Raw genomic sequence first — 25,887 nt, forward strand, 5'->3', positions numbered from 1 at the left:
CGATGAAACAGATCGAATACTTCTACGCCTGCCACTCCGTCTTCGCCTATCTCGGCGCCTGGCGGCTGGCCGAAATCGCCGCAGAGCATGACGCGGAGGTCATTCACCGCCCCTTTGATCTCAACCCGGTCGTCGCCGCCGCAGGCAGCGCACCGTTCAGTGCCCGCTCCAAGACCCACAGCTATTACTTCTTCGGGCGCGAGATCACCCGCTGGGCCGAATATCGCGAGCTGCCCTGGATCATGCGCCGCCCGACACACCACGACAATCCGCTCGCCCTTGGCAATGGCGCGATCATCGCCGCGCAAACCATGGGCCTTGATGTACACGCGCTCTCCCGCGCGCTGCTGCAGGCCCACTGGCGCGACGATGCCGACCCTGCGGATGCCGCCACCATCGCCACCATCGCCGACCGGCTCGGGATGGATGGCGCCGCCCTGATCGCCGCCGCGCAAAGCGACGCGACCCAAGCCCAGCACGCGGCCAACACTGAAGAAGCCATCGCCCGCCACGTCCTCGGCTCACCCACCTATTTCGTCGAGGGCGACATGTTCTACGGCCAGGACCGGCTCGAGATGGTCGCCCGCGCGCTGGTCAAACCCTTTGCCCAACTCCCGCGTCACAAAGCTTGACGCGGTGCCCCCGCGCATGATCCAGACTCCAGTAACAGGGAGACGGGCATGACGACTCGATACCAAAGCTATGACGTGATCCTCGTGGGCGGCGCCATCTACGGCTCCAGCGTCGCCTGGTGGCTCACCCAGATGCCCGGGTTCCAGGGCCGCGTCCTCGTCATCGAGAAAGACCCCACCTACGAATTCGCCGCCACCAGCCACACCAACAGCTGCATCCGCCAGCAGTTCTCGAACCAGACCAACATCGCCATCTCGCAATTCGGCGCGGAGTTCATCAAGAATTTCCGCCGCTTCATGGGCGATGACCCGGAGGTGCCGGACCTCACGCTGCAAAGCTATGGCTACATGTACCTCGCCGACACGCCCGCCTTCGCCGAGACCCTCAAGGACAGCCAGAAGGTGCAGGCGGCCCTGGGCGCGGGCACGACATACATGACCCGCGACGAGATCGCCGCCGCCTACCCGTTCTACCGACTCGACGACATCATCGGCGCCAATCACAACCTGATCGACGAGGGCTATTTTGACGGCGGCACCATGTTTGACTGGTTCAAGCGCATGGCCCGCAAGAACGGCGCCGAATATGCGCAGGACGAGGTGACCGGCCTCACCACCAGCGGCAACCGCGTCACCGGCGTGACTCTGAAATCCGGCGCCACGCTCACCTGCGGTACGCTGGTCAACGCCGCCGGAACCCGCGGCAAGCACATCGCGCAGATGGCCGGGCTCGATATCCCCGTGGAACCCCGCAAACGCTACACCTACATCTTCGACGCCGCGCACCCGCTCGACCGGGACCTGCCGCTCACCATCGACCCCACCGGCGTGCACATGCGCACCGACGGGCGCTACTACCTCGCGGGCGGCCCGCCCGACACAGACCCTGCCGTTGCGCATAACGATTTCATCGCCGATCACAACCTGTGGGAGGAGAAGTTCTGGCCCATCATCGCGACCCGCATCCCGCAGTTCGAAGAGATCAAGCTGATCAACATGTGGGTGGGGCATTACGACTATAATACGCTGGATCAGAACGCGATCATCGGCCCGCACCCCGATTTGCAGAACTTCCTCTTCTGCAACGGCTTTTCGGGCCACGGGCTGCAGCAATCGCCTGCCCTGGGGCGCGGGCTGGCCGAACACATCGCCTATGGCGCGTATCGCAGCCTCGACCTCGCGCCGTTTTCGGTAGAGCGTGTGCTCACGGGTGAGAAATTCTTGGAAAAGGCCGTGATCTGACGGCCAGGAAGGACAGAGATGAAGATCGTTTTGACAGGGGCCGCAGGCCGCTTGGGCTCCTACTTGCGCGAACCGCTGGCCCAGCTCTGTGACGAGCTGCTCAGCACCGACATCGCCGAGGACATCGGCACGCTCTACCCGGGCGAGACCTACGTGCAGGCCGACCTTGCGCAGATGGACCAGATCGCGCCGCTGCTGAAGGGCGCGGATATGGTGGTGCACTTCGGCGCCATCGTTGATGAAAAGCCCTTTGAAGAGCTGCTGGGGCCAAATTTCGTCGGCTCCTACAATATTTGGGAGGCAGGCTATCAGGCCGGTGTGAAACGTGTGGTCTACGCCTCCTCGATCCACGCGGTCGGCATGTACCCGAAATCCGAATGCATCGGCATCGACGTCCCGCACCGGCCCGACACCTTCTATGGGCTCGCCAAATGCTTCACCGAGGATTTGGGGCGCATGTATTGGGAAAAGCGCCAGATGGAATCGGTCCACCTGCGCATCCTCTCCTGCGCCCAGGTCACCAATACCCGGGCGCTCGGGTCCTGGCTCAGCTACGATGACATGATCCAACTGGTGACCCGCGCCATCGACACGCCCTCGGTGGGCTTTGCGATCATCTACGGCGTGTCGAACAACGACCGCGCCCCGGTCGACAATGCCAAGGCGTCCTTCCTCGGCTACCGCCCCAAGGACAACGCCGAGCAGTTCGCGGAAAAACTGCTCGCCGAGGCCACTCCGGTGGACGTGACCGACCCGGGCCAGATGTGCCACGGCGGCCCCTTCGCCTCGGTCGATCTGGGGCAAAGCGGCATGGCGCATCTGAACATCGTGGACGACAAGAAGACCACCTGAGCCCCCTTCGGACACGTACGGCGCCGACACCGATCTTTCATGAACTGAAGAGTATCCTTGGCAAAACCACTGAAATTTGATCCGATGTGACACCAGAGGTGCGTTGCCGGGTCCAGATCGTCCGGCTGCGCCGCCTCTCGAGGATACAACCGATGCCAGTCGACGTCATTCCGGGCGACAGCCCGCTGATCATCACACTGCCGCACGCGGCGACCGACATTCCGAACGGCGTGATGCAACGGCTGAATGAGACTGGACGGGCGCTGACCGACACGCATTGGCACATTGACCGGCTCTTTGCCGGTTTGGTGGATGGGGTGACGGTCATCCGCGCCAACTTCCACCGCTACATGTGCAACGCCAACGGCAACCCGGCGCATGTGGGCGCGCAGTTCGGCTGGACCACCGATGCGATTGTGCCGATGTGCAACCTCGATGGCGAGAGCATCTGGGACGCGCCACCGGACCAGGCCGAGATGGGGCGCTGGCGCGCGGCCTTTCACGCGCCCTACCAGGCCACCATCGCCGCGCAGGTGGCCCAAACCCGCGCCCAACACGGCCATGCGTTGCTGATCGACTGTCACGCGGTGCGTCCCGGCCCGCTGACTGCGCCGCGCCACGCCTTGCCCGACATCGGGATCCGGACCGAGAAAGGCTCGGCCTGTGATCCCCGGCTCGCGGCGCATCTGTCGGGGATCTGCATGTCCTCGCGCAGCTACACCACCGCGATTGACGATGGCCCGAAAGGCGGCTGGACGGTGCGCCGATACGGGCGCCCCAAACAGAATGTGCACGCCCTGCAACTCGACATCGCGCTTTCGACGTACCTCAGCGAAGAGGCCGAACCCTGGCTCTATGACCACCAGAGCGCCGAGCGGTTGCGGGCAATCCTAGGCGAGGTGCTCGCCGCCGCCCAACGCTGGCAACCGCGCCGCATGTACTATACACTTGCGAAATAAAATCAGTGCTTTGCAGCGCAATCCTCATGCAAAACATCAACTGAGATCGCGCGGCGCTGACTAGGCCGCGACCTGCTCCGCCGCTGTGAGCCTGCGCAAGGCGACCCCCCAGAACCGCACCGACAGCAGCAGCCCCGCGAGGCCCAGGCCGACGACCAGCCCCAGCCACACGCCGATCCCCTCCAACCCGAAGACAAACCCGAAGAGGTAGGAACACGGCAGGCCGACCCCCCAGTAGCTCACCGCCGCGAAGATCATCGGCACCCGTGTGTCCTGCACCCCGCGCAGCAGCCCCAGCGCGATGACCTGCGCGCCGTCGACCAGCTGAAACAGCGCCGCCATGGCCAGCAGCCCGGTGCCAATCGCGAGGATCTGCACCCGCTGCGGCTCGTCCTTCTCCATGAAGAGCGAGAGCAGCGGCTCGGGCAGCAGCAGGAAGAGCGCAATCGTCGCCGCAGCCATCGCCAGCGACATCCCCGTGACCACCAGCGCGCCCTTCTTCATATGCGGCGGATCGTGGCGCCCATAGGCGTTGCCCGCGCGGATCGTGGCGGCGTTGCTCAGCCCCACATGCACCATGAAGGTGACCGAGGCGAGCTGGATCGCAATGCCATGGGCGGCCAGCGGCACAGTACCCAGCCAGCCCATCATCAGCGCCGAGGCCGCAAAGAGCCCCACCTCGCTCAGGCTTGTCAGCCCGATGGGCCAGCCCAGCCGGAAGACCCGCGCCAGCATCTGCCAATCCGGGCGCCAGAGCCGTTGAAAGAGCGCATGCTCGGGCAGCACGCGCCGCGCGTAAATCACGATGCCCACCAGCGCCACCACGTGAGTCGCGACCGAGGCCAGCGCCGCCCCGGTGATGCCCAGTTCGGGCGCGCCCCAATTGCCGAAGATGAACGCGTAATTCGCTAGCGCATTGACCAAAGCGCTCAGCACGGTGATCCACAGCACCACCTGCGTGCGCTCAAGCGCCGCCAGATAGGACTTCAGCACCATCACCAAAAGTGCGGGGACAATGCCAAAGCCCGCCACGCGCAGATAGGCCCCGGCCCGCGCCGCCAGCACCTCCTTCTGTCCCAGCGCCAGCAGGATCGGCTCGGACCAGATCAGCGCGGGCAGCGCCAGCACCGCAAACCCCGCGCTCAGCCACAACCCCATGCGCGTGGTCCGCCGCAGCCCCACCTCATCGCCCTCCGCATGCAGCGAGGCGACCATCGGCATCACCGCCCAGGCAAAGCCCGAGCCAAAGATGAACAGCACGAAAAACACCGTCGTGCCCAGCGTCACCGCCGCCAGCGCCTCGACCCCGTACCAGCCCAGCATCACCGTATCGGTGACACCGATCGCCGTCTGGGCCAGGTGGCCTCCGATCAGCGGCAGGCCGAGCGTCAGAATCGCCCGCCCGTGCTCGGGGTATGTCATCACTTTGCGCATGCCCCTGCCTTACGCCGACCGCGCGGCAGGGAAAAGAGATTCTCGTTATACGGGAAACCGAAAAACAGGCACCACCGCACGATTTTGACCATCCTCCCCGCCTCCTGCACCGGAAAAAGCACGTCCCAGACACAAAAAATAGCGTTCAAGTTCTTGAATTGCCCCGAAAACCTGTCAATCTGTGCGCGCGGGCGGGACGAGGCCCGCCGGAGTATATGATGACCTTCAAACGACCGCTTGCTGCGGTGGCGGCAATTTTGGCTGCGCCCGCGCTTGCGAACCCGATAGATATGATCCGGCCTGATGCGCCCGAGCTTGCGCCCTATGGCGCCCGGCCCATCGGCGTCCAGACGCTTGAGTGGGTGCATCCCGATCAGATCGATATCGTCAACATCGAGGGCGGCAAGGAGCCCGTCTATGACCGCCCGCTCACCGCCGAGGTCTGGTACCCCGCCGCCGATGGCACCGAGCCGGGTGGCAGCTATCGTGCGATCCTGCGCGACGGAAAGACCGAGGTCACGCTCACCGGTCGCGCGGCCCGCGATGCGCCCCCCGCTACGGGCGAGACCTACCCGCTGATCGTGATCAGCCACGGCTATCCGGGCAACCGGTTCCTGATGTCGCACCTGGGCGAAAACCTTGCCTCCAAGGGCTTTGTCACCGTCTCCATCGACCACACCGACAGCACCTATTCCGACCAGGCCGCCTTTGGCTCCACGCTCTATCACCGCCCGATCGACCAGCGCTTCGTGGTCGATCAGATGGCCGCGCTCGAGGGCCCGCTCGGTGCCATCGTCGACACCAGCGCCGTGGGCGTCATCGGCTATTCCATGGGCGGCTATGGCGCGCTGATCTTCGGCGGCGCCGGGGTCACGCAGGCGGCCACCGAATACAGCTGGGGCACGCCCAACGGGCTGCTCGAACGCCATCTGGCCGGGTCCGAAAGCCACGAGGCGCTGCTCGATGCGCGTGTGAAAGCCATCATCGCCATTGGCCCCTGGGGCCGGAATGCGGGCTTCTGGGATGCCAATGGGCTCGCCGGGCTACGGGTGCCCACGCTCCTGATGGCCGGGGGCTCCGATGACGTCTCGGTCTATGCCACCATCCGGACGATCTTCGAAGAGGCCGGCGGCGCGGACCGCCATCTGCTCACCTTCGATCACGCCAATCACAACGCGGCCGCACCGATTCCCGCGCCCAAGGAGTCCTGGATCCCCGTCGAAGAGCTCGATTTCGTGCCCTTCGAGCATTATTCCGACCCGGTCTGGGACACCACGCGGATGAACAACATCGCCCAGCATTTCGCGACGGCGTTTTTCGCGCTGCACCTCAAGGATGATCTGAGCAAGCGGCCCTATCTCGAGCTGGTCCCCGACGCCGAAGCCGGCATCATCGCGCTCGACGAAGAGGCCAACCCGACCGAAGACCACAGCTATTGGGCCGGCTTCCCCGCGCGCACCGCCAAGGGCCTGCGCTTCGAGACCTTGCTCAAGGGCGAGTGAGCCGCACCTGCCGCCAGCTGGAACAGCGCCGCGCGGCGATCACCGGTGGCTCCAGTCCTCGGGGTCGTCTGAATTGCCCGGCGACAGCCCGATGATGTCCCCCTCCGTCGAACAACCGAGCCCCAGCACCGTCCGATTGGCATAGGCGAAATAGCTCACCACCTGGTTGATCTCGAGGATCTCACCGTCGTCGAACCCCGCCGTGCGCAGCGCCTGCACATCGCCCTCGACCATCTCCGCAGGCGCGCGCGTCAGCTTTTCCGCATAGCCCAGCGCCGCCTTTTGCGCCGGGTCCAGCGGCGCGGCGTCGATATCGTGCGCGGCAAAGGCCCGGCGCAGCGCCTCGGCCTTCGGTGCGTCCCCCAAGAGCCGCGCCATCCCGGCAAAGTGATGCGCCTCGCAATAGTCACAGCCGTTCAGGCCCGAGACCCAGACGCCCAGCGCTTCCAGAAACCACTTCGGCACCGTGTTGCCCGAGTGGTGCAGCACGTACTTATAGAGGGCCATATGCCCTTCCATCGTGTGGGGCCGCAGCGAATGCGCCATCATGATATTGTCGACATTATCCCCCGGCCCCGCGATCCGCTCGTAAAGGTGGCGCAGCTTGCCAGTCGCGGCGTCGAAAGGCACGGTGGTGATCCAGGTCATGAGGGCGGCTCCGCTCCGGTGTTACGCCCCAGCCTGCCCCTCTTTGCGGCTGCGGGTAAAGACCATCTTTTGGTCCTGCAGATCCGTGGGCGCGCCCATCCAGGCATAGGCCAGAAGCGCGGGCTCGTTGATGCCCACGGTGATCCGGTGCAGATGCTCGGGCGGGTTGAAGATCAGTGAGCCCGGCACATAGACGCCCTGGTGGTTCTCAGACACAGCACCCGACAGGCACACATAGCTCTCCGTGATCCCCTTATGCGCATGGGCAGGATAGGTGCAGCCCGGCGCAAAGAGCACGATCCCGAGGATGATCTCTGCGCTCACCACCGGCCCGTTCGGCCCGGTCACCTCCGCATAGGCATAGCTGCCCTGCAAAGCCTTCGGCACCTTTTCATAGCCATACTGCCAGGACAGATCGCCCTGCACCGATTCCAGCGCCCGGACCATCGCCCCCATCCGGTCCCCGCGCCCCTCGTCCAGCGCCCGCTTGAGGTGCGCGGTCACCGGCTTGTGCCCGGGCGGCTGCAGCCGGATCGCCGGATTGGCCTTCAGCACCCGGCTGATCGCCTCGCGCACGTTGCGCTGGTGGCTGCGGATGCGCGCGCTGCCGCCCGAGGGCAGAAACCGGTAGAGCTCGTAATACTCCTGCAGCAGGTACCGCCAGTCCGGCAGGTCGCGCAGCTGGGCCTCGGTGGTGTGCGGCATGTCGTTCATCGGCGGGCGCTCCCTCGTGTCGGCCCCTCTTGGCACAGCCGTCCCGCCGCGCCAAGCGCGCAAATGCAGATCACGCCGCACCGCAGAAAATCTGCCCGGACAAGAGGCACCATCGCCCCGAATTGACCGCTGGCGCGGCGGCTTTGGACCGCAATGCGCCCTTCCCCGCCGCCGTCCCCTCTGCCATACTCACCGCCAATCAATAAACGAGGTTCGAGCCCGATGCCCAATGATCTTCTGTCCAGCGCAGCCACGCCCGACTATGACGCCTCCTCCATCGAGGTGCTGGAGGGTCTGGAGCCTGTGCGCAAACGCCCCGGCATGTACATCGGCGGCACGGATGAACGCGCGCTGCACCACCTTGTCGCCGAGGTACTCGACAACTCCATGGACGAGGCCGTCGCAGGTCACGCCAACCGCATCGAAGTCGAGCTGCACGACGACTACGCCGTGACCATCCGCGACAACGGGCGTGGAATCCCGATCGACCCGCACCCCAAGTTCCCCGACAAATCCGCGCTCGAAGTGATCCTCTGCACCCTGCACGCCGGCGGCAAATTCTCCGGCAAGGCCTATGAGACCTCCGGCGGTCTGCACGGCGTCGGCGCCTCGGTGGTGAACGCGCTCAGCGACTCCATGGTCGTGCAGGTCGCCCGCGACCGCCAGCTCTACGAGCAACGCTTCTCCCGCGGCCTGCCCCTCGGCCCGGTCGAACAGGTGGGCGCCGCCCCCAACCGCCGCGGCACCACCGTCACCTTCCACGCCGACGCCGAGATCTTCGGCTCCCACCGCTTCAAACCCGCGCGCCTCTTCAAGTCCATCCGCTCCAAAGCCTACCTCTTCTCCGGCGTCGAAATCCGCTGGAAATCCGCCATCGACGACGGCGAAACCCCCACCGAGGCCACCTTCCACTTCCCCGGCGGCCTCTCCGATTACCTCGGCGAAACCCTCGGGACATCAACCACCTACGCCGACAAACCCTTCGCAGGCTCCGTCGATTTCAAGGAGAAATTCGGCCAGGCGGGTAAGGTCGAATGGGCCATCAACTGGACGCCCTCCCGCGACGGCTTCATCCAGTCCTACTGCAACACCGTGCCCACCCCCGAAGGCGGCACCCATGTCGCAGGCTTCTGGGCCGCGATCCTCAAGGGCATCAAGGCCTACGGCGAACTCGCAAACAACCGCAAGGCCGCCCAGATCACCCGCGAAGACCTCATCTCCGGCGGCTGTGCGCTGGTCTCCTGCTTCATCGCCGACCCCGCCTTCGTCGGCCAAACCAAGGACCGCCTCTCCACCGAAGCCGCCCAGAAAATGACCGAAGGCGCCGTGCGCGACCACTTCGACAACTGGCTCGCCGCCGACACGAAATCCGCAGGCGCCATCCTCGATTTCCTCGTCCTGCGCGCCGAAGAGCGCCTGCGCCGCCGGCAGGAAAAGGAAACGGCGAGAAAGTCCGCGACCAAGAAACTCCGCCTGCCCGGCAAGCTCACCGATTGCACCTCGAAAGACCGCGCAGGCACCGAGCTTTTCATCGTCGAGGGCGACAGCGCGGGCGGCTCCGGCAAGGGCGCGCGCAACCGCGAAACCCAGGCCCTGCTGCCGCTCAAGGGCAAGATTCTCAACGTATTGGGCGCGGCCTCCAGCAAGCTCGGCTCAAACGCCGAGATCAACGACCTCTGCGAAGCCTTGGGCGTCGGCATGGGCACCAAGTTCAACCTCGACGACCTGCGCTATGACAAGATCATCATCATGACCGACGCCGACGTTGACGGCGCCCATATCGCCGCCCTGCTGATGACCTTCTTCTTCACCCAGATGCGCCCGCTGATCGACGCCGGGCATCTCTACCTCGCCTGCCCGCCCCTCTTCCGCCTGACCCAAGGCGCCAAGCGCGTCTACTGCCTCGACGAGGGCGAAAAAGACATGTGGCTCGAAAAGGGCTTGGGCGGCAAAGGCAAGATCGATGTGTCCCGCTTCAAGGGCCTGGGCGAGATGGACGCCAAGGACCTCAAAGAGACCACCATGGACCCCAAGACCCGCAAGCTCATCCGGGTGAGCATCGACGAAGACATGCCTGGAGAGACAGGAGACCTCGTCGAGCGGTTAATGGGCAAAAAACCCGAGCTGCGGTTTCAGTACATTCAGGAGAACGCGAAGTTCGTGGAGGAGTTGGATGTTTGAACCTCCGCCGCAACAAACAAATGTCGACCTAGACTACTTCTCCGCAGTACCGGTTCCAATCCGCATGATGCAGGACGATATGTTTCTTGGTCCAGCAACGGGCTTTGTTATTGAGAAAGATGGTTCCAACTACCTTATCTCAAACTGGCATGTTTTTTCCGGAAGGAATGCGTATTCTGGCCAGCCTTTGCTACCGACCGGCGCAATTCCAAACCGTTTTGAGCTAATGCTGCACTTAGAGAAAGTTGGCGACTATCGAAAGGATATCCAACTGAGTATTGTTTCTCCGAATGGAACCCCAAATTGGTTTCAACATCAATCAGGACAAACTTACGACATAGCTGCTATTCGGCTGCCCTCTGTGCCAGACGAAATCAAGATTTATCCGGCAAACAAGTCAGAAAGAAACCGCGGCGATCTGTTACTTCAGGTGACTTCCGAAGTCTTCATTCTTGGTTACCCGAGAGGATTGCAAAAGCAGGGAATTTTACCAGTATGGAAGCGCGGAACCATTGCCGCTGAACCTGATGTACCCGTTGATGGGCAGGAGCCAGCGTATCTGGTAGACACCGCGACCCGCGAAGGTATGTCAGGTTCTCCAGTAATTTTGCGATACGACTGGTTGGTTCCTCTCAAGGAAGGTGGTTTTGAGATGAGAACTGGGTCATCAATTCAACTGATTGGCGTATATTCAGGAAGATTTGGAGCAGAAGACGAATTTGCAGCACAGCTTGGAAGAGTCTGGAAAATTTCTGCCGTCGAAGAAATGATCACAGATCCGGCAGCCGCATCGTACAAGATAATTAAGCAAACTAAGAACTAAAAAATATTTCTTGAGTATGTAAGCTCGGTGTACTTTTGGCCCGAGGCCCCGCCTCGGGCCGCGCCCGACCTCCCCCACGGGGAGGGCGCACATACGTGCACCCCGGGGCTCACGCCCCCCTCCGGCTTCAAAAGGTCCCCCGGACCTTTTGCAAGACAGCCTCCGGCCCGAGGTCGGGCACGGCCCGTTCCAACTGTTGCAATGAGTCCTTATTGCGCCTGTACAGGACTCCGCCCGTTCAGCCCTGAAACGCTCCCCCGGAAGGTTTCCAAGACGAGCTTCACCCATCCAAAGGAGACGGCGGGCACGGCCTTTACGTACCTTTTCACAGAGGCTCACTTGCGCCTGCATGGGGCATCACACGATCACCCGGCGCTCGCAAAAACTCTACCGAATGACAATGATCCGGCGCCCGCCCACGCCTTTCACCACGAACATCGGCTGACCATCCTTGCTCACCGCTCGTTTCCGCTCGGTCTTGGGGCTCTTGCCCAGCAGTGCAAGCTCGTTGCTGACCCCGCAGCCCGCCACAACCGCCTTGACCTTCTGCGCCGTCATTCGCCCGCTTGCCAATTCATCAACCGTGAAATTCGCCGCAACCTCACGCAGTGCGTTCACCGTCGGGCAGAACAAAAGCCGTTCCCCCTTGATGCCGATGGCCTCATCCTGTGCCACCGCCAGTGTCCCGGCCAGCACAATCGCTGCGCCAAGGCACAAACCACGAAATATCATCAATCTCTCCCCGCAAACCAATGCGGCTATCATCGAGGAAAATCATGTCCCGTCAACACGCCGATGCACCGTGCGGTCGACCATCAACCCGGTTAAACTCTCTTGCCAGCCGGTTAAAACAGGGCCATCTACGCCCCAAAACCGACCCGCGCACCGACAAAATACCGACGTGATACCGACGCAATACCGACGTCGGAGTTTTCATAAAAACAAGGAAACAGCTCCCGATCTCGGGGCGGGGCCCTTGGGATGCCCCCGCCCGTTGCGCGCGCGCTGTGTTCAGATTTTGCAAGGGCTCACATCACGACCGTATGCACGGACTGAAAGACAACCCAGACCCCCATCATGGAGACATATCCGAGGACGGTTGGAACGATAACTCTGGCCATTCTGGCACTCCTTTCCAGGCACCCCGGGCGGGGTGCGGTGCGTGCCGCAGAGGCCCATCGCCCCTGCGATCTGCATCTCAGATGGGTGCGACATCTTGACACAAAAAGCCCTTCAACCGTCACGTCTGTTCACGCCGTCCGGACGGGACTGTAACAATCCCAGGGTAGTCCTCGCCACTCACTTTCCCGCACAGCGCTCACGCAGGGGCTTGATCTGAAAGCCTTTTTCTGGCCCACTCGGACCATGCGATTTGCCCTCATCCTGTTGCTGATACTTTCCGCCTGCGGTCGTCCGCTGACGCCAAACGAGGCGGCCTTCGCCAGGACGATCCATGGCGAAACCGTAGACATATCAAAGGTTCGGCTGGTCGATGGCGCCCCCACCCGCGCCGTCACCTTCCGGCGCGAGCCGCGCCCGCGCACCACCTGCCGCGAGCGCATCCTGCCGCCGCCCACCGACGAGATCATCACCTCGAAACCCGCCGCCGTCGCCCTCTGGAACCGCATCCTGTTCGACAAGGACTGGTACCTCGACGACTATCTGCCTGAATATCCCGATCAAATCAGCCTCGTCGCCGCCATGCTCTTTGCCCATGAGATGGTGCATGTCTGGCAATGGCAGAACCGCGCCACCACCGGCTATACCCCCCTGCGCGCGGCCTTCGAACATGGCGGCGCTGGCGACCCCTATCTCTTTGATCTCAATAAAAATCCCCAGTTCAGCGACTTCGGCTTCGAGCAGCAGGGCGCGATCATGGAGGAGTTCGTCTGTTGCCGCGCGCTTGATCCCACGGCCCCCCGCACGGAACGCCTGCACGCGCTCATCTCGCAGGCAATGCCTGTCGCTCCCCTGCCCGAGGCCCGCGAATACGCAGTCGGGCTGCCATGGGACGGTGTTGAGATTGACGGCATCTGCGGCTGATCAGGGCATCTGGATACGCTCCAGATAAAGAAGCAAGGACGCAATCGGCTCGGTCGTCCTAACCCGCGTTCCCGCAATGCGCACGCGCTCGCGGCTATCGCTCTGAAGTGCGGTGATCCCGGCCATCTGGGGCCAGTGCTGACCATCCGCCCCGTAACCCTGCAACGCCAGCAGAACCCGATCTGTTGGGAACACGCCGCCATTGCGCGCGGCCAAGCGCGTGAGGTCCGGCGGTGTCTTGCTCAGCCCCTCGACGCCACCGCCACCACCGCCGCGCCCGTCTAAACCATGACAGATCGCACAGTTCGCCGCGTAGAGGGCCGCACCGCTCTCGCCGGTCTCGCGCCCACAGGCCACCAGACCAAACGACATCACCATGACCAAGACGAACCGCATCGACCCTTTCCTTTTGCCGCAAGCAGACCGGACGCCCCGCGCAATCGGGCTTGCCGACGTCGCGGAGCGCGGCCATGCTCGGCCTCAGAAGTCGCAGTCTAAAGGAGATGTATGAATGGCCCCTTACGCCCTGATCATGTTGGTGGCAGGGATCGGCATCCCCATGCTGGCCGCGCTGAATGCCGCGCTGGGTGTCCGGATCGGTTCTCCCGCGGCGGCCGCGACCGTCCTCTTCGCCGTGGCCTTCGTCAGCTCCGCCGCGGTCATGGTCCTCACGGGTCCGCAGGCCCTCTCGGAGGTGGCCCTCGCCCCCCGGCATCTCTTCCTCGCCGGTGTGCTGATTGCGTTCTACGTGCTGTCCATCACCTATGTCGCCCCCACCTTTGGCGTTGGAAACGCTGTATTTTTCGTCCTGCTCGGCCAGTTGATCAGCACCGCGTTGATCGACCACTTCGGCCTCTTCGGCGCGCGGGTATCGCCCATTGATGCCAAGCGCGCGCTTGGCATCAGCCTCATGGCCGCCGGTGTTTTCGTGACCCAGAAGGTCTAGGTTTCGCCCGCAAGCGCGCGCAATCTGTCCCAGACGGCTTCGCCCACCTGCACATGACCTTGCGTCTCGAGCGCTTGGCCCGGCATGCGCGCCCCGTCATCGACCGCGACGGCATGGGCAAGCGCCTCGACCCGTGCCGCGAACTCGGGCGACGTCGCGGGATCGATCAGCATATAGAACTGGCCCAAGTCGTGATGCGGGCCCTCGGGCGCTTTCAGAGGTTTGACGTTCCGCGACAGCACAGAGCCCGTCATACCCGCGGCAAGGATTTCGGCCATCAAGCCAAAACCCCACCCTTTGTACCCTCCCGTGGACACCAGCGAGCCCCTGAGCGCCGCCTCCGGGTCGGTGGTCGGCTCGCCGTTCTCGTCCAGCGCCCACCCCAGGGGGATCGTCTCGCCGACGGCTTTGGCCATGGTGATCTTGCCCAAGGCGACCGTCGTCGTCGATTGGTCGAACTGCATGGCGATGCCGCCCTGCCCGTCCGGAACCGAAAAGGCAATCGGGTTGGTCCCGATCACGCGGCTCTTGCCGCCCGGTGGCGCCACGATGGGCGAGGCATTGGTAAACCCGATCCCGATCAGGCCCGCGCGCGCGATCTGTTCGGTGAAATACCCCAGCGAGGTGCAGGTATGCGCGTGCCCCACGGCCAGGGTGGCGGTGCCATACTGCCTGGCCGCGTCCAACGCTGGCACCACGCCCAGTGCAAACGCGGGTTGCGCAAACCCATAAGCGGCGTCCACATAAACCGCAGCCGGGCGCGGTGTGGTGATCACCGGGGTCACATCGCCCAACACCCGCCCGCTTTTCAGTTGCAGACAGTAGCTTTCGACATAGTAGAGGCCGCAAATCTTGTTCCCACGGCCTTCCGCCTGGCGCACGGCACGCGCAACTTCGGTCGCGGCAAACTCCGCCGCACCGTGGGCGCGCAGCGCCTTCTTGGTCAGCGTTTCGATCTCATCCAAAGCGTAATAGTTCATCGTATCCCCGCCACCATCGCTGCAGGTTGGTCAAAAGACGCCCGGGGCGTCAAGCGGGCTTGCGCGCGTCATCCGCTGACCAACTGTCCGCCGTCGAGGCGAATCTGCCGGTCCATGCGTGCCGCGAGCTCCATGTTATGCGTTGCGATCACAGCGGACAGGCCGGTGCCCTGTACAAGTTCCATCAGCGCGTCGAAGACCTGATCCGAGGTTGCCGGATCGAGGTTGCCCGTGGGCTCATCGGCCAGCAGAAGCTGCGGCTCGTTGGCCAAAGCGCGACAGAAGGCGACCCGCTGTTGCTCACCGCCCGACAACGCCGCAGGCCGGTGGTGCGCGCGGGGGCCGATGCCGACCCGCTCGAGCAAATCCCGCGCACGATCGTCTGCTTTGGTCCGCGCCATGCCATTGGCCAGTTGCGGCAAGACGATGTTCTCCAAGGCGGAAAACTCCGGCAACAGATGGTGAAACTGATAGACAAAACCCACGTCCGCGCGGCGCACAGCCGTGCGCCTGTTGTCAGAGAGGCCCGTCATGTCCTGCCCGGAGATGGCGACATGGCCCGCATCGGCGGTGTCGAGCAGCCCCGCAATATGCAACAGCGTCGACTTGCCTGCACCTGAGGGAGCGACAAGAGCCACGACCTCTCCACGAGCCACCGACAGGTCAATGCCCCGCAACACGGTCACTTCGCCCGGCAAGCCGCGATTGTAGGATTTCTCGATCCCGCTCAGGGCCAGAACGGTCTCACTCATACCGCAGCGCCTCGACCGGGTTCATGCGGGCCGCCCGGCGGGCCGGAAACAGCGTCACCACGAAAGACAGGCCCAGCGAGAGGGCCACGGCCGAGAGCACATCCCGCAGATGCAACTCGGCGGGCAATGCATAAATGCCGCGGATTGAGGGATCCCAGACGCCACCGCCCATCATGACGTTCACGAACGAAAAAATCGGGTCGATGTAGAGCGCGAAGAGCGAGCCGAGGATCACCCCAAAGAGTGTTCCCAAGAGGCCCGTGAATGCGCCGCAGATGAAAAACACCCGCATGACGGAGCCCTGGCTGAGCCCCATAGTCCGCAGAATTCCAATGTCGCGCCCCTTGTTCTTCACGAGCATGATGAGCCCTGACACGATGTTCATCGCGGCGATCAGAACGAGGATCGACAGGATGACGAACATCACGTTGTCCTCGACTTCGAGCGCGCGGAGAAAGCCGCCGGACGCATCTTGCCAAGTCCAGACCTGCGCACGGTCCCCGGCGGCGGCCAGCAGGGTTGGCGTGAGGCCATCGACTTGCTCTGGCTGCTTAACCATCACTTCAACTTCATCGGCCAAACCCTCTCTGTTAAAGAAGGATTGTGCTTCAGAAAAAGGCAGGTAGGCCCGTGTTCGATCAATGTCGTAGCGACCGGCGCTGAAGATGTAGGTGACCTCATATCCGTTGACCCGGGGTGATGTGCCGAAGGCGGTTTTGACCCCATCTGGCGAGATCAGGCGGATCGTATCGCCAACGCCCACACCCAACTCCCGCGCGACGCCGGTGCCAAGCGCGATGCCGTCTCCGAATGCCGCAATGTCACCCCGGCCGGTATCGGGATCAGCAATCCGCGGCAGCGTCTGCAGGTCCTCAGGTGCGATACCGAAAATCTCGACACCGGCGTTACGTCCCTGGCTCGCGGCCATCACCTGCCCTCGGATCAGAGGTGCCGCGCGAACCACCCCGGGCACTTCCGCGAGCCGCGATGCCAGCGCTTCGTAATCGGTAATGGAGCGATCGATCTGTCCGGCTTCGGTCACCTGACCCAGCGAATAGATGGTGACATGTGCATTCGCGCCGAGGATCGTGTCAACGAATTCCGCTCGAAACCCTGAGCGCACGGCAAGCGTGGCGATCAGCGCAAAGACGGCCAGAGTAATACCAATGAGGCTGATCCAGGTCATCACGCTGACACCGCCCTCGGCCCGCCGGGCCCGCAGGTAGCGCCAGGCGATCATCCATTCGAAAGGCGCGAAGGGCGCGGTTGACGTGGCCATGGCTGTCCTTGATCTAGCTTGCGCGCAACCTGATGCTTTGACCGCAGAGGGTCAAGCCGCCATCGGCCGCCTGCGCAATGGCCAGCGCAGAGCAGCCATAGCGAGCATGCAGGCGAGGCTGGTGACGACAAACCCGACGGCCGCAAACACCGCCGCGGCAAAGCTGAACGGAAAGGCGGGCTGAAAGGCCTGCCAGGCCCGCTGGGCCACCTCTGTATCCGTTAGGCGGGCCGCATGGTAGGCGCGCATGAACGGTCCCTGCCCTTGCAAGACCGCCAGATCAGACCGTAGCTGAGCATGCCGGTCGAAGGTACGGACCATATCGGCCCGCCGCCGTTCCACGAAGGCTGTCCCGCGCAGCTCTGCCAGCGCTTCGGTCCGTGTCAGGCCTTCTGCGGCAGCGGATGCATCAAAGTCGGCGACTACTTGGCTTAGTGCGTCCACGGCCCCACCGAGCCGCTGCAGATACTGTTGGGAATAGGCCGGGAACTGGGCCGCACCAAAGGCACCAGCCAACCCGGCGGCAAAGGTCACTGCGCGAAGGATCATATCCGTGCTCCTGCTCACCCCCCGGCAGCGTGGCGATCATATTAGCAGAGCGCGGCCAGCGCGCAAAGCGTCAGATGTAGGTGTGGAAGGACCGGTTCCCCATCATCTGCACATGCTCGCTGGGGTGATGACCGCTGTAAATCTCGACGATCCGCTGCACTGCCCGCTCGGGCGGCAGTTCCTCGCTCTCGCCTGTCCGGCGGCTCGTGACCTCGACCACCCCGTTCTTCAGCCCGCGCGGACCCACCGTGATCCGCCAGGGCAGCCCGATCAGATCCATCGTCGTGAACTTACCACCCGCGCGTTCGTCACGGTCATCATAGAGCGGCTCAAGGCCTGCGGCCCGCAAGCGGGCATAGAGGCTTTCGCACGCGGCATCCGCAGCGGCATCGCCCTGTTTCAGGTTCACGATGCCGCAATGGAACGGGGTAACGCCCTCGGGCCAGATGATGCCGTTGTCATCGTGGTTGGCCTCGATAATCGCGCCCACCAGACGGCTCACCCCGATGCCGTGGCTGCCCATATGCACCGGCGTTGGCTTGCCGTCGGGGCCTTGCACCGTCGCGCCCATGGCGTCGGAATACTTGGTGCCGAAGTAGAAGATTTGCCCCACCTCAATGCCCCGCGCTGTCCGGCGACGCTCTTCGGGGATCTGGTTGAAGAGCGCCTCGTCGTGGGTCTCGTCAGTGCGCGCATACTTCGTGGTGAACTCCTCCATGATCGACGCGCATTGTGCCACGTCATCATAGTCGATCTCGCGATCGCCGAAGGTCAGGTCAGTGACCGAGCTGTCATAGAAGACCTCGGACTCGCCTGTCTCGGCCAGCACGAGGAATTCATGGGTGTCGTCGCCCCCGATGGGCCCGCTGTCCGCCCGCATCGGGATCGCCTGCAGCCCCATCCGCTCATATGTGCGCAGGTAGCTCACCAGATGGCGATTGTAAGCGTGCAGGGCGTCTTCCTTGGTGAGGTCGAAGTTGTAGCCGTCCTTCATGAAGAACTCACGCCCCCGCATGACGCCGAAGCGCGGGCGCATTTCGTCGCGGAACTTCCACTGAATGTGGTAGAGCGTCAGCGGCAGGTCCTTGTAGCTGCCCACGTGGCTGCGGAAGATGTCGGTGATCATCTCCTCATTGGTGGGCCCGTAGAGCATCTCCCGGTCATGGCGGTCGCGAATGCGGAGCAACTCTTCGCCATAGGCGTCATAGCGCCCGCTCTCGCGCCAGAGATCCGCTGATTGTACCGTCGGCATCAGCATCGGGATGTGGCCCGCGCGGACCTGCTCCTCATGCACGATGTTCTCGAGTTTGCGCAGCACTTTGAACCCCATCGGCAACCACGAATAGATCCCGGCGGCATTCTGCTTGATCATACCCGCGCGCAGCATCAGCCGGTGCGAAACGATCTGCGCTTCCGCGGGGTTTTCGCGCAAAACAGGCAGGAAATAGCGGCTAAGGCGCATGGGTTGTCCTCTCAATACTCGGCCTTGCCCTGATTAGGCCAATCCGCGGGGGCTCGCAATCGTGAAACCGGCGACCGGTAGTGGCGCGCGGAAAGCACCGCTTAGAGGCATGAGAACCGGTCGGCTAGATGGCGTGTGCAAATGTTACACGTTTCTCACAAGACTGCGAGGGTGCTGATCTGGCGCGCACCAGGGGCCGTAAGCCTTGCATGTCACAGAGACATGAATGGTCTACAAAGAGGTATAAACCATGACACATTTCCGCAAAATCGCAGCCGCGGCTGCGACGGCTCTGACACTGGGCTCCACGGCACAAGCCGCCAACATCGTCGAGATCGCATCGGGCGATGATCGCTTCTCCACCCTCGTCGCTGCCGTCTCTGCGGCTGGTCTGGTTGAAACGCTGCAGGGCCCCGGCCCCTTCACCGTCTACGCGCCCGTCAACGATGCGTTCGCGGCCCTGCCGGACGGCACCGTCGAAACCCTGCTGCAGCCTGAAAACAAGGATCAGCTGACCAACGTGCTGCTCTACCATGTCGATGACCGCAAACTGACGGCTGAGATGATCCCGGCTGGTGCCAACTACTTCAAGCCGGTGCTGGCGTCTGAGCGTCTGTGCATCAGCAAGGGCGCTGATGGTGTTTCGATCGCGGATGGCACCGGCGAGAGCGCCAATGTCATTATCGCGAACATCGAGGCGGACAACGGCGTTATCCACGTGGTCGACAAAGTCCTGCTGCCCGGCACGCGCCCTGCCTGCCACTAGGCATCGCTCATACCCTGACGTGGAAGGCCCCGTAACCTGCGGGGCCTTTTTCGTCGGATCGGTGCGGCACCAATTCGCGCACGCCCTCTTGAATGACCCGCCTGCATGGGCGATGTCACCTTGGAGACAGACACCGGAGCGCCCATGGCCCTGCCCGTTCAGAAACAACTGCTCTATTGGGGGATCGCCGCGGCGGTCTTCCTAGGCATTCTTTGGGCAATGGGCCACGTCCTGCTGCCCTTCGTGCTCGGCGGAGCCATCGCCTATTTCCTCGACCCCGTCGCGGATCGTCTGGAACGAATGGGACTGAGCCGCGTGGCCGCGACCGGACTCATCACCATCGTGGGTATTCTGATCTTCGTGCTGATGGCTTTGCTGGTCATTCCGACACTGACCAATCAGGCGTTGCAGCTTTTCAACGTCGCGCCCGAGTACGCCCGCAGTATCACCGCGTTTCTGACCGAACGGTTCCCGTCGCTGCTCGACGCCAGCTCGACCCTGCGGCAATCGATCAGCACGCTGGGCGAGACGATCCAGAGCCGCGGGGCCGAGCTTCTGAATACCGCGCTCAGCTCGGTTGCCTCGATCCTCAACGTGGTCGTGCTGCTGGTGATTGTGCCCGTGGTGTCGGTTTATTTGCTGCTCGACTGGGACCGGATGGTCGCCCGCGTCGATGAGCTTTTGCCGCGTGATCACGCCGAGACCATTCGGCAACTGGCCCGCGACATCGATGCCACGCTCGCGTCGTTTATCCGCGGCATGGGCACGGTCTGCCTCATCCTCGGCACCTACTACGCGATTGCTCTTATGCTGGTCGGTCTGCAGTTCGGCCTTGTGGTTGGCTTCATCGCGGGCCTTGTGACCTTCATCCCCTATCTCGGCGCGCTGATCGGCGGTGCGCTGGCCATTGGCCTGGCGCTCTTCCAATTCTGGGGGGACTGGGTGTCGATTGGCCTCGTCGCGGGTATCTTCGTGATCGGTCAGGTCGTGGAGGGGAACATCCTGACACCCAAGCTGGTGGGTAGCTCGGTCGGCCTGCATCCGGTCTGGCTGATCCTCGCGCTCTCCGTCTTCGGAGCGGCGTTCGGCTTTGTCGGTATGCTGGTGGCGGTGCCTGTTGCTGCGGCCATTGGTGTTATCGCGCGTTTCGCGGTGAGCCAGTACAAGAGCTCCCTGCTCTATCGCGGGCAATCGGGACAAAACGAGGACTGAGATGTCTGAGCAACTGGGCTTTGAGCTGCCAAGCGTTCCGGCGCTGGGGCGCGCCGACTTTCTCGTCGCACCGTCAAATGCCGTCGCGGTGGCCATGATCGAAAGCAACACGGAAAAGCTTGTCCTGACCGGCCCGGATGGGTCCGGCAAGACCCACCTTGCGCATGTCTGGGCCAGCCAACGGGCGGGCCAGATCGTTGCGGCGCGGCATTTAGCGGCCTCGGACGTGCCGGGCTTGGCGCAAAGCGCTGTGGCCGTCGAGGATGTGCCCGACATCGCCCAGGACCCCGACGCCCAGAACGCGCTCTTTCATCTGCACAATCTGGTGCTGGCTGAAGGCCATGCGTTGCTTCTCACCGGGCGGGGAGCAGTGCGGGACTGGGGCCTCACCCTGCCCGATCTTGCAAGCCGGGTTGCCGGCGCACCTGCCGCCGCGCTCGAATTGCCGGATGACACCCTTCTGGCGGCCGTGCTCGCCAAGCTCTTTGCTGATCGTCAGCTGACGCCCAAGGCCGATCTCATCCCTTATCTCATCCGGCGCATGGACCGCTCCTTTGCCGCGGCTCGCGACTTGGTGGCGCAACTGGACGCTGCCTCCTTGGCGCAAAAACGCCCAATATCCCGGGCACTTGCAGGTCGCCTGCTGGACAAGGATGACACTGGCGCGCGATAACTGTCACAGACAGGTTACACGGGACGCGCACAAGGCCTTCATGACACAAGCCGACTTTCTGACCGCCGATTTTCCCGCCGCCACCGAGATGCCAGATTTCGATGCCGACGGTCCCGAACGTTTCTTCAACCGCGAGCTCAGCTGGCTGGGGTTCAACTGGCGCGTGGTGCAGGAGGCCGAAAACCCGCGCGTGCCGCTGCTCGAACGGCTGCGGTTCCTGTCAATCTCGGCAGCCAATCTCGATGAATTCTACACCGTGCGCGTGGCGGGCCTGCGCGAACTGGCCCATGCCGGAAACACAACGCCCGCTGCCGACGGCCTGAGCCCGGCGGAACAACTGCGCCTGATCGACGAAAATGCGCGGCGCCTGATGGAGACACAGCAGCGCGTGCTTGTGGACCTTCTGAAGGAAATGGAAGCCGAGAACATCTCGGTTCTGCGCCCCGCCGATCTGACGAAGGCGGATCGTACCTATTTGGAAGAAGTTTTTCTGACCCAGGTCTTTGCGGTTCTCTCGCCGCTGGCGATTGATCCCGCGCACCCGTTCCCCTTCATCCCGAACACCGGATATGCGCTGGCGCTGCAACTTGAGCGCATCTCGGACAAGCGACCGTTGCAGGCTTTGTTGCCCATCCCGGCGCAAATCGACCGATTTGTCGCCCTGCCTGCCGAAGACGGACATCACCGGTTTCTGCCCTTGGAAGAGCTGCTCGTGCTCAACGTCAGCGGCCTTTTTCCCGGCTACAAGCTGAAGGCGCATTTCGAATTCCGCGTCCTTCGCGACAGCGATCTGGAGGTTGAGGAAGAGGCCGAAGACCTCGTGCGCGAATTCGAGGTCGCCCTGAAGCGGCGGCGGCGTGGCGAAGTGGTGCGGCTGACCCATTCGTCCGGCGCGCCCAACGCGCTGAAGTCCGTGATCATGGAAGAACTCGGCGTCGATCAGGAAGAGGTGATCGAGATCAACGGGATGATCGGCTCGGCTGATCTGAAGGAACTCGTCCTCGACGCGCGCCCTGACCTGCTGTGGCCGATGTTCACGCCACGTGTGCCGGAACGCGTGATGGACCACGATGGCGATATGCTGGCGGCGATCCGGTCCAAGGATATGCTGCTGCACCACCCCTATGAGACCTTCGATATGGTCGTGCGCTTTCTGCAGCAAGCTGCGCGGGACCCGAAGGTGGTGGCGATCAAGCAGACGCTCTATCGCACCTCCCGCGACAGCCCCATCGTCGAAGCGCTCTGCGAAGCGGCGGAAGATGGCAAATCTGTCACCGCGTTGGTGGAACTCAAGGCGCGCTTCGACGAGGCCGCGAATATCCGACAGTCGCGCCGCTTGGAACGCGCCGGCGCACATGTTGTCTATGGCTTTCTCGACCTGAAAACCCACGCGAAAATTTCGACCGTGGTGCGGCGCGAGGGTAATCAGCTTGTCACCTATACGCATTATGGCACCGGCAATTACCACCCGATCACCGCGCGCATCTATACCGACCTGTCGCTTTTCACTTGCGACGCGCGGCTGGGGCGCGATGCCACCAAGGTGTTCAATTTCCTTTCCGGCTATGCGCAGCCAGAGAGCCTCGACAATCTGGCCATTTCGCCAACAAGCCTGAAACCACGCCTGCTGGAGCTGATTGCCGCGGAGGCAGAGCATGCCCGCAAGGGCAAACCCGCGGTCATCTGGGCCAAGATGAACTCGCTCATCGACAGCGAGGTAATCGATGCGCTTTATGCCGCCTCGCAAGCGGGCGTGAAGATCAGCCTTGTGATCCGGGGGATCTGCGGCCTGCGCCCGGGCATCAAGGGCCTGAGCGACAACATACGGGTGAAATCAATCGTCGGGCGTTTCCTCGAGCATTCCCGCATCGTCTGTTTTGGCAATGGCGAAGGTTTGCCGCACAAGAAGGCGCGGGTGTTTATCTCCTCGGCCGACTGGATGGGGCGCAACCTCAACCGGCGGGTGGAGACGCTTGTGGAAATCGAGAACCACACCGTCAAAGCGCAGATCGTCAGTCAGATCATGGCGGCCAACCTCGCCGATGTGGCACAGAGCTGGATCATGGGGCCGGATGGCAGCTTTGATCGCCCACCCATTCCAGAGGGCGCCTTTGCCTTCAACTGCCACCGGTTTTTCATGGAGAATCCGTCGCTTTCCGGGCGCGGTTCAGCCGGTGCGTCAGACGTGCCAAAGCTCACCCATACGGAAGACTGAGCACAGAACCTGCAGTGCAAACAGCCTGCGCCGCGGAACCTGCCGCGCACAGCGCTTGTTGACCGAATAGATATTTTTGCACAGGGTAGCGGTACCAAGGACCGGATGTCTTCATGAACCACGCCACCGAACTGCCCGAACTCGCAGGGGAGCAGGTTAACCACCCGGACGTCGGCCTTTTTGGGCGGCCGCTCTTTCAGGACCCGAGCGCGCGTGCATTGTCGCGGGTGGGCGTGGTCGATGTGGGCTCGAACTCTGTCCGACTGGTGGTCTTTGATGGGGCTGCTCGCTCGCCTGCCTATTTCTACAACGAAAAGATCATGTGTGCGCTTGGTGCAGGATTGTCGGAGAGCGGACAGCTGAATCCCGAGGGTCGGGTCCGCGCGCTGAGCGCCCTGCGCCGGTTTCAGCATCTCGCCCAAGGTATGGGCCTGCCGGAGCTGACCGTTGTGGCCACCGCCGCCGTCCGCGATGCAAGCGACGGGCCCGCATTTCGCGAAGAGGTGCTACGGGAAACAGACCTGCGCATCTGGGTGATCGACGGCGAGGAAGAGGCGCGGCTCTCGGCGCAAGGCGTGTTGCTGGGCTGGCCGGGCTCTTACGGGCTGGTCTGTGACATCGGCGGGTCGTCGATGGAACTCGCCGAGATTTCCGGGGGCCGGGTCGGACGGCGCGTGACCTCGTCGCTGGGCCCGCTCAAGCTGCAAGAGATCAAGGGCGGCAAGCGCGCGCGCAAGGTGCACATCAAGGAGACGATGTTGCGCCTGCAAGAGACCATGGGCCCGCAGCGGGACCGTCTGTTCCTGGTTGGTGGCTCTTGGCGCGCCATCGCCCGAATCGACATGTATCGGCGCAACTACCCGCTGCATGTGCTGCACGAATACCGCATGACTGCGCGCAGTGTCAGCGCCACGGTCAAGTTCATCGAGCAGAGTGACTTGGAGGAACTGCGCAGCGCCTGCGGGATTTCCTCGGCACGGATGAGCCTTGTGCCATTGGCGACCGAAGTGCTGAGCCGCCTGGTCAAGACCTTCCGACCCAAGGACATCGCCATTTCCAGCTATGGCATCCGCGAGGGCATGCTTTATGAGCAGATGCCGCAACGCCTGCGAGACCGCGACCCGCTGATTGAGGCCTGCCGCTTTGCTGAAGCCAAGGACGCCCGCATGCCGGGGTTTGGCAAACTGCTCTATGCGTTCATCCACCCGATTTTCCGGTCCATGCCCGAGCCCCGGAGGCGGCTGGTGAAAGCGGCCTGTCTGTTGCACGACGTGAGCTGGCGCGCGCATCCCGACTACCGTGCCGAGACCTGTTTCGACAATGCCACGCGGGCCAATCTCGGGGGCTTGAAGCACTCCGAACGGGTGTTCCTCGGGCTCGCGCTGCTGCACCGGTATTCCAACAAGCGGGAAGGCACGCGCTTTGAGAACCTTTACGAGTTGATCGACGAGAAATCGCAGCTCGAGGCGGAAATCCTCGGCAAGGCCATGCGGTTCGGCGCCATGCTCTGGATGACGCAGGACGCCGAGCGCGGGACGCTGCGGTGGTTTCCCAAGAAGAAGGAGCTGCATCTGCGGCTCACCCGGGACATGGTACCGCTCTTTGGGGAGGTCGCCGAGTCGCGCTTTATGTCACTGGCGAACTCGCTCGGCGCCGAGGTACAGATCAAGAAGATCCGCGGATCTGCTCAAAGATCGATCTGAGGCTGCAACTCAGGGGCGTCCGGCTCATCGGGCTTGCGCCGAATGATGATATCGCCATTGGGCAGCATTTCGGGCGCCTCATAGGCCGACCAATCCTCGATCTGGCCCATCAGATCGGCAAGTGCTGGCCCCATATGATCCATGAAGCCGCGCATGCTCTCAAATGCGGGCTCCATTTCAAGGAGCAAACCTTCCAGGAATTGCTGCGCCCCGCGTTCCATCATCGACGGCGGGTCTGCTTCCTCCGCCGCCAAGCCGGGCGCAAGGCAGCCGCATATGCCTAGAGCGATCAAAAACTGCTTCATGGATGCAAATATAGG

The 25,887-nt window shown here is 63.1% G+C and carries 24 protein-coding genes and 1 pseudogene; 14 read left to right on the forward strand and 11 right to left on the reverse strand.

The window, feature by feature from the left end:
- Positions 1-2 precede the first annotated feature (2 nt).
- From ACVC7O_RS15185 to ACVC7O_RS15200, 4 genes are all read left to right on the forward strand, one after another.
- Positions 3-632, forward strand: coding sequence for a DsbA family protein (locus ACVC7O_RS15185; RefSeq protein WP_458322959.1), 630 nt, complete (start codon positions 3-5; stop codon positions 630-632).
- Positions 633-680: 48 nt separating this feature from the next.
- A complete protein-coding gene (locus tag ACVC7O_RS15190) occupies positions 681-1,874 on the forward strand; it encodes an NAD(P)/FAD-dependent oxidoreductase (RefSeq protein ID WP_458322960.1) in 1,194 nt (397 codons plus the stop codon).
- A gap of 18 nt (positions 1,875-1,892) precedes the next feature.
- Positions 1,893-2,726 carry an NAD-dependent epimerase/dehydratase family protein gene (locus tag ACVC7O_RS15195; RefSeq protein ID WP_458322961.1) on the forward strand — a complete coding sequence of 278 codons (834 nt, stop codon included), beginning with the start codon at positions 1,893-1,895 and terminating at the stop codon, positions 2,724-2,726.
- A 152-nt stretch (positions 2,727-2,878) separates the two neighbouring features.
- The gene (locus tag ACVC7O_RS15200; protein WP_458322962.1) at positions 2,879-3,685 is read left to right on the forward strand and encodes an N-formylglutamate amidohydrolase; all 807 of its coding nucleotides are present in this window, start codon (positions 2,879-2,881) and stop codon (positions 3,683-3,685) included.
- Positions 3,686-3,745: 60 nt separating this feature from the next.
- Here ACVC7O_RS15200 and ACVC7O_RS15205 read toward each other — a convergent pair whose 3' ends face one another.
- Entirely contained in the window at positions 3,746-5,119 is a 1,374-nt protein-coding gene (locus tag ACVC7O_RS15205) for an MATE family efflux transporter (protein WP_458322963.1), read from the reverse strand.
- Positions 5,120-5,337: 218 nt separating this feature from the next.
- Between ACVC7O_RS15205 and ACVC7O_RS15210 the strand changes: the two genes are divergently transcribed.
- Complete coding sequence (locus tag ACVC7O_RS15210; RefSeq protein ID WP_458322964.1) at positions 5,338-6,621, forward strand: alpha/beta hydrolase family protein; 1,284 nt, start codon at positions 5,338-5,340, stop codon at positions 6,619-6,621.
- 39 nt (positions 6,622-6,660) lie between these two features.
- Here ACVC7O_RS15210 and ACVC7O_RS15215 read toward each other — a convergent pair whose 3' ends face one another.
- Both ACVC7O_RS15215 and ACVC7O_RS15220 read right to left on the reverse strand, forming a co-directional pair.
- The gene (locus ACVC7O_RS15215) at positions 6,661-7,269 is read right to left on the reverse strand and encodes a carboxymuconolactone decarboxylase family protein (protein ID WP_458322965.1); all 609 of its coding nucleotides are present in this window, start codon (positions 7,267-7,269) and stop codon (positions 6,661-6,663) included.
- A 21-nt stretch (positions 7,270-7,290) separates the two neighbouring features.
- A complete protein-coding gene (locus ACVC7O_RS15220; RefSeq protein WP_458322966.1) occupies positions 7,291-7,983 on the reverse strand; it encodes a dimethylsulfonioproprionate lyase family protein in 693 nt (230 codons plus the stop codon).
- A 222-nt stretch (positions 7,984-8,205) separates the two neighbouring features.
- Between ACVC7O_RS15220 and parE the strand changes: the two genes are divergently transcribed.
- Together parE and ACVC7O_RS15230 are read left to right on the forward strand one after the other, a co-directional pair.
- Positions 8,206-10,164: a DNA topoisomerase IV subunit B gene (gene parE / locus ACVC7O_RS15225; RefSeq protein WP_458322967.1), complete on the forward strand. Its 1,959-nt coding sequence runs from the start codon at positions 8,206-8,208 to the stop codon at positions 10,162-10,164.
- Positions 10,157-10,987 (forward strand): S1 family peptidase, encoded by an 831-nt coding sequence (locus ACVC7O_RS15230; protein WP_458322968.1) that lies wholly within the window; start codon positions 10,157-10,159, stop codon positions 10,985-10,987. The genes parE and ACVC7O_RS15230 overlap by 8 nt, the downstream gene beginning before the upstream one ends.
- Positions 10,988-11,374: 387 nt before the next feature.
- Here ACVC7O_RS15230 and ACVC7O_RS15235 read toward each other — a convergent pair whose 3' ends face one another.
- A complete protein-coding gene (locus ACVC7O_RS15235; RefSeq protein WP_458322969.1) occupies positions 11,375-11,719 on the reverse strand; it encodes a hypothetical protein in 345 nt (114 codons plus the stop codon).
- Positions 11,720-12,352: 633 nt separating this feature from the next.
- Between ACVC7O_RS15235 and ACVC7O_RS15240 the strand changes: the two genes are divergently transcribed.
- Positions 12,353-13,030 carry a hypothetical protein gene (locus tag ACVC7O_RS15240; protein WP_458322970.1) on the forward strand — a complete coding sequence of 226 codons (678 nt, stop codon included), beginning with the start codon at positions 12,353-12,355 and terminating at the stop codon, positions 13,028-13,030.
- Here ACVC7O_RS15240 and ACVC7O_RS15245 read toward each other — a convergent pair whose 3' ends face one another.
- On the reverse strand, positions 13,031-13,426 hold the full coding sequence (locus ACVC7O_RS15245) for a c-type cytochrome (protein WP_458322971.1): 396 nt from the start codon (positions 13,424-13,426) through the stop codon (positions 13,031-13,033).
- A 115-nt stretch (positions 13,427-13,541) separates the two neighbouring features.
- Here ACVC7O_RS15245 and ACVC7O_RS15250 point away from each other — a divergent pair, with 115 nt between their 5' ends.
- Complete coding sequence (locus ACVC7O_RS15250; RefSeq protein ID WP_458322972.1) at positions 13,542-13,976, forward strand: DMT family transporter; 435 nt, start codon at positions 13,542-13,544, stop codon at positions 13,974-13,976.
- Here ACVC7O_RS15250 and ACVC7O_RS15255 read toward each other — a convergent pair.
- From ACVC7O_RS15255 to proS, 5 genes and pseudogenes are all read right to left on the reverse strand, one after another.
- Entirely contained in the window at positions 13,973-14,956 is a 984-nt protein-coding gene (locus ACVC7O_RS15255) for an Ldh family oxidoreductase (protein WP_458322973.1), read from the reverse strand. The genes ACVC7O_RS15250 and ACVC7O_RS15255 overlap by 4 nt on opposite strands.
- 218 nt (positions 14,957-15,174) lie before the next feature.
- A pseudogene (locus tag ACVC7O_RS15260) lies at positions 15,175-15,708 on the reverse strand (ABC transporter ATP-binding protein); the annotation flags it as partial.
- Positions 15,701-16,987, reverse strand: coding sequence for a lipoprotein-releasing ABC transporter permease subunit (locus ACVC7O_RS15265; protein WP_458322974.1), 1,287 nt, complete (start codon positions 16,985-16,987; stop codon positions 15,701-15,703). The pseudogene ACVC7O_RS15260 and the gene ACVC7O_RS15265, both read right to left, overlap by 8 nt.
- A gap of 51 nt (positions 16,988-17,038) precedes the next feature.
- The gene (locus ACVC7O_RS15270; protein ID WP_458322975.1) at positions 17,039-17,536 is read right to left on the reverse strand and encodes a DUF2937 family protein; all 498 of its coding nucleotides are present in this window, start codon (positions 17,534-17,536) and stop codon (positions 17,039-17,041) included.
- A 70-nt stretch (positions 17,537-17,606) separates the two neighbouring features.
- The gene (gene proS / locus ACVC7O_RS15275; protein WP_458322976.1) at positions 17,607-18,998 is read right to left on the reverse strand and encodes a proline--tRNA ligase; all 1,392 of its coding nucleotides are present in this window, start codon (positions 18,996-18,998) and stop codon (positions 17,607-17,609) included.
- A 250-nt stretch (positions 18,999-19,248) separates the two neighbouring features.
- Between proS and ACVC7O_RS15280 the strand changes: the two genes are divergently transcribed.
- From ACVC7O_RS15280 to ACVC7O_RS15300, 5 genes are all read left to right on the forward strand, one after another.
- A complete protein-coding gene (locus tag ACVC7O_RS15280; RefSeq protein WP_458322977.1) occupies positions 19,249-19,764 on the forward strand; it encodes a fasciclin domain-containing protein in 516 nt (171 codons plus the stop codon).
- A gap of 144 nt (positions 19,765-19,908) precedes the next feature.
- Complete coding sequence (locus ACVC7O_RS15285) at positions 19,909-20,976, forward strand: AI-2E family transporter (RefSeq protein WP_458326102.1); 1,068 nt, start codon at positions 19,909-19,911, stop codon at positions 20,974-20,976.
- 1 nt (position 20,977) lies between these two features.
- Positions 20,978-21,649, forward strand: a complete 672-nt coding sequence (locus tag ACVC7O_RS15290; protein ID WP_458322978.1) for a chromosomal replication initiator DnaA — start codon at positions 20,978-20,980, stop codon at positions 21,647-21,649.
- Between the two features lie 40 nt (positions 21,650-21,689).
- Positions 21,690-23,864: an RNA degradosome polyphosphate kinase gene (locus tag ACVC7O_RS15295; protein ID WP_458322979.1), complete on the forward strand. Its 2,175-nt coding sequence runs from the start codon at positions 21,690-21,692 to the stop codon at positions 23,862-23,864.
- A 113-nt stretch (positions 23,865-23,977) separates the two neighbouring features.
- Positions 23,978-25,567, forward strand: coding sequence for a Ppx/GppA family phosphatase (locus ACVC7O_RS15300; protein WP_458322980.1), 1,590 nt, complete (start codon positions 23,978-23,980; stop codon positions 25,565-25,567).
- Here ACVC7O_RS15300 and ACVC7O_RS15305 read toward each other — a convergent pair.
- Positions 25,552-25,872: a hypothetical protein gene (locus ACVC7O_RS15305; protein ID WP_458322981.1), complete on the reverse strand. Its 321-nt coding sequence runs from the start codon at positions 25,870-25,872 to the stop codon at positions 25,552-25,554. The genes ACVC7O_RS15300 and ACVC7O_RS15305 overlap by 16 nt on opposite strands.
- Positions 25,873-25,887 lie beyond the last annotated feature (15 nt).

This window comes from Roseobacter cerffii (genome assembly GCF_054226325.1).